Origin of the sequence: Microcoleus sp. B3-A4, assembly GCF_036705385.1 — a bacterium.
Lineage (GTDB): Bacteria > Cyanobacteriota > Cyanobacteriia > Cyanobacteriales > Microcoleaceae > Microcoleus.
In genome coordinates, this window is sequence record NZ_JAUBUI010000018.1 from 33,823 (window position 1) to 38,586 (window position 4,764).

Genomic DNA, 4,764 nt, shown 5'->3' on the forward strand with positions numbered 1-4,764 from the left:
CCATCAGCATTCGGGGTGACATCAAAGGTGTAGGTTGTGGCATTAACTGGGACAAAGTTACCGACAGTGGCATTGGTGATGGTAATATCAGTAGCATCAAACCCAGCGACATTTTCACGGAATGTTGCTGTGACGCTAAATAAACCATTTACTGTTGTTGCTGATGGGGATGTTAAGGCAACTGTGGGTACAATGCCATCAATAACTATTGCTTTGGAAGCTCCCAAAGAATTCGCTGCACCCGGAGTTACTAAAGTTAAGATGGCATCACCATTGGCCGCATTCTTAATAGTACCCCCGCTCAGGGATAAAGCAGTTGTAGAAACATAGTCTAAGTCTGGGCTGATATCGCCTGCGGCTACTGCATACCGGAATGTCAAGGTGTTGCTACCGCTGCCTGAGAGGTAATTGGCAACGGGATTTACACCTGCTAAGCTAAGTTGTGGCGTACCGGTGACGTTAACTATTTGAGAGAAGTTAACGGTGATGTCGATGTTTGTGCCAATGCCATAAGTGCCGTCTGCTGTCGCTGCGCTGACGCTAGTAATGGTAGGAACGGGATTAATTGCAATATCGGCAGTTTCAGTAACGATACTGAAAACACTGGATGTAGTGTTATTCGTTTGATCTGTGGTGTAGTCGGCTACGCCGCCGTTAGTGCCAGTAATTTGATCCCAGGCGGCAAAGGTAAGGGCGTTGGTGAGAGTGCCGTTATAACCTGCAGTGGGAACAAATCGGAGGCTGGTGTTGGCATTACTAGCTAATAGTAAGGCGTTGGCGGGAGAAACGGCTGGGGCGTTATTCCAGATAGTGCCGTCGGTGGTGTATTGCCAAGTGCCGTTAGTGGTGTCGAGGTTGGTGATGGCAATACCTTGTAAGGCGCTGGCGTTGGGATCGGTGATTTTTGTACCGCCGAGGTTGGCGATGATGGTGCTAATTAATGTACCTGTGCTGGCGCTGTCATCTTGGTTTTGGGCGTTGAGGGTAGGGATGCCGGTGTTATCGAGGATGGGGGAGTCGTTGACTAAGACAGTGACTGTGGTGGGAGTGGAAACTACGCCGTCAGTGGCGGTGTATTGGAAGGTGTCTATACCGTTGAATCCGGCGTTGGGGGTGTAGTATATGCTACGTCCTTTGTCAAGGGCGATCGCATTAACGTAGACATTCATCCCGGTACCAGGGTTGAAGGTATTATCCACACTGCCGTCGGCATTTAATCGGGCGATACTGCTGCGACTTGTGCCATTGACGGTGTTGAAAGTGCCGCCGACTACTGGTTTGTTACTGCTGTCTAGGGCAATCGCATTGACTGCGCCAGTCAGAACGGGGTTGAAGGTGGTATCCAGGGTGCCGTCGGTATTCAATCGGGCAATGCGGCTGCGACTTGTACCATTGACTGTCGAGAAACTCCCACCGACAAGTGGTTTGCCACTGCCATCTAGGGCGATCGCATTGACGGTGCTATTCATCCCGGTACCGGGGTCGAAGGTGGTATCCAGAGTGCCGTCGGTATTCAATCGGGCAATCCGGTTGATAGGAGTGCTGTTGACCGTGGTGAAATTGCCCCCGACTACTGGTTTGCCACTGCTGTCTAGGGCAATCGCGTTGACGTTGTTATTAATCCGCGTACCGGGGTCGAAGGTGGTATCCAGAGTGCCGTCGCTATTCAAGCGGGCAATGTAATTGCGAGATGTACCATTGACACTGGTGAAACCGCCGCCGACTACTGGTTTGCCACTGCTGTCTAGGGCGATCGCATTGACATTGCTATCCATCCCGGTACTGGGGTTGAAGGTATTATCCAGAGTGCCGTCGGTATTCAATCGGGCAATCCGGTTGCGAGGTATAGCATTGATGAGGGTGAAATCGCCACCGACTAAGGGTTGGTCACTGCTGTCTAGGGCAATCGCATAGACAGCATTATTCATTACTGGGTTGTTGAAGGTGGTATCCAGGCTACCGTCGGTATTCAATCGGGCAATGTAATTGCGACCTGTGCCATTGACTGTGGTGAACAAGCCACCGACTATGGGTTTGCCACTACTGTCTATGGCGATCGCATAGACAGTATTATTCATCCCGGTACTGGGGTTGAAGGTAGTATCCAGAGTACCGTTGCTATTCAATCTAGCAATGCGGTTGCGAGTTGTGCCGTTGACGGTGGTGAAATCGCCACCTGCATAAATCCAGTCGTTGATGGTGGCGGTGCCGTTGGTGGGGGCGGTGGTGATGCTCTGCACTGAAACGCGACTGCTGCCCGTGTCGTTGGCGAGGGTATCTATATCTATGCTAATTGGGGGCGAGGTGACGGGGATGGCTTTATTGTCGGGGTTGGCGGTCGCTGCTAGGATGCCGCTATAGGCTAAAGCCTTAATCGGTGTGGCTTCGATGGAGCCGATTTGTACTTCCAGTTCCCAGTCTCCTCCCAGTGCCGCATTGCCGGTGGGGTTGGCGGAGGCGGCGATGTCGGCACCAGTTAATTCACTCAGGCGTTCGAGGAATTGGTTAGGTTTTGTAGGTTTTGTAGGACTATTTTCAACTGGGCGGTTAAAACCGCTACTACACAAACTAAACCCGCCTGCGCGGGTTGAAATTCCATAGTCCGGGTAGGCGGAATTTGTTTGTATAGCCGCGCATTCTATTTGCCAAGGCTGATTAAAAGAGGCGACATTACACCCGTAGAGGAGAATATCGGCACCGGGAATTAATGCTTTGCGCCAGTGTTGGAGTTGAGGGCCGAAACTTTCTATGTTGCTGCTGTTGAGTGTATTGGCGCCGAGTTGTACTGCACCTGGACTGCCGTGAGAGATGATGTGGATTGCTTCTATATTTTGTTCAATTGCTAACCTTTCGGTGATTTGCTCAATGCCATCGAGCGTTTCATCTAGGATGATTACTTTAGCATTTGGGGAAACGCCGTTAATTAAACTCTGGTAATCTTCAACACTTGAGTCAATAAAAACTAGAATTGAAACCAACTTTTGGTGTATCATTTGCATCCTATTTAATTTTTGATTTTTAGAGTTTTCATTCACATATTACTTATGGAATCACTAGCAAGCCGATGCTAGTGATTCCATAAGTCCTGGCGATTGCTTCGCTTCGTTCGCAATGATATTGTTAGTATTTATGCACTTACTACTATGTCATTACGAGGAACAAAGCAATTTTCTGTTGCGAGTCAAGAAGCAACCGCCATCACCTTTATACCTTACCAAGGACTCCCAATCATTGTAAATCCCGACCAATAATAAGGATGGGAGAGGTTTTCATTACCTAGTTTAGCTAATTCTGGTGGCAATTCTAACTCCTTATTTAAGTTTGACAAAATTAAACTGCCATTTTCAATGCGAACTTGACCTTTGAGCATGGCGATTTGAGCCTGCCGTAAGGCTTCGGCTTTAATAGGCGCGACTTTTAACTCATGGTAAAATTCAGCCATTAACCCTAAAGTACCTTCATCGCTGACGTACCAAAGACTCGCCAAAACTGACTTCACCCCCGCTTGCACAGCTAGCCCCGCAAAGCCTAATTCCACGCCCTCATCACCCACAGCAGTTTTACAAGCGCTCAACACCAATAGTTCAACTTTAGGCGACTGATTCCACCCTAGTTCGCGCACGCGATCGAGTGTTAGCCTGGTGTCTGATAACTGAATGTAAGAATTGCTCGGTACTCCTGACTTAAACTCTCCGTGAGTGGCGAGGTGAATAATTCGATAGGCTTGGGCGCGGCGTTGCGACCTGAGATTATTGAGAGTAAAGGTTTGATTAAGGAAAGATTCGCCTTTCCATTCGGAGGCAATAGCGTTAAGTTCTGCGGGCACTGCTAGCAAGGGTTGGTTATTGGTAAATTGCGAGGCTCCCATTGCTAAAACTTCAGCATTTTTAACGCTTTCATAATTGGTATCGGTCAAGTTGACGCTGGGAATGAGTCCGAGGCTGTACTTTTCTACTAGAAATTGGGAACCGTCATGGAGGGCGGCTAAGGGGAGCGTTCGCAACCCCGCATCCATACTAAAAACTAGCGTATCAATGCCCTGAGCTTTCAACTCAGCTTCCAAGGGAGCAATTATCCACTGGTAAAGTTGTTGGGATGCTGGCAAATAGCTGTCAGTATTGATGTTTCTGAGATTAAGGAGTTCAGACCTGAAGCTGGCGGCGACTTGCATCAAAGTTTCGCGCCGCGCGGCGGGAATGGCTTTATGAATGGGGAGGCCAGTAGGGGGGACGATGATCAGGTCTAATTGTTCAGGGCGGGACAAGACGTAGATAATGGCTGTTTTTTTACCAGTTTGGCTGGCGAGCCCTCTAATCCTTTCCTGTATTGCCGTAAAAGATTGCAAATCGCGCCTGATTTCCTGGTTAATGTATGACCCTACTTGTTCGCTATAGAAGATATCGATAAAGAAACTGGCTTGAGGAATATCGCCTTTATCGATCAGTCGTGTGATATCGCTGGGGCTAACTATATTTAGAGACGATGCCGTTTGGACAACTTCGCTTACCCAATCGGATCTGTAGTTAAAAAGAGATTCAATTCTATTAATGATATTCAGGTTGTCAGATTGGGCGATCGCATTGGTAATTGAGATATCCGGTAGTGGTGTTAGAGATGGTGTTGGTGTTGGTGTTAGAGATGTTGGTGTTGGTGTTAGAGATGTTGGTGTTGGTGTTAGAGATGTTGGTGTTGGTGTTGGAGATGTTGGTGTTGGTGTTGGAGATGTTGGTGTTGGTGTTGGAGTATTTGGTGTTGGTGTTGGAG

At 48.4% G+C, this 4,764-nt stretch carries 2 protein-coding genes; both read right to left on the reverse strand.

What is annotated here, in order from left to right; translation table 11 throughout:
- Window positions 1-2,999, reverse strand: a 2,999-nt coding sequence (locus QUB33_RS10485; RefSeq protein WP_333350107.1) for a DUF4347 domain-containing protein, incomplete at its 3' end; no start/stop codon positions are given.
- Between the two features lie 212 nt (window positions 3,000-3,211).
- A partial coding sequence (locus QUB33_RS10490; protein ID WP_333350108.1) for a CHAT domain-containing protein occupies window positions 3,212-4,764 on the reverse strand: 1,553 nt, incomplete at its 5' end.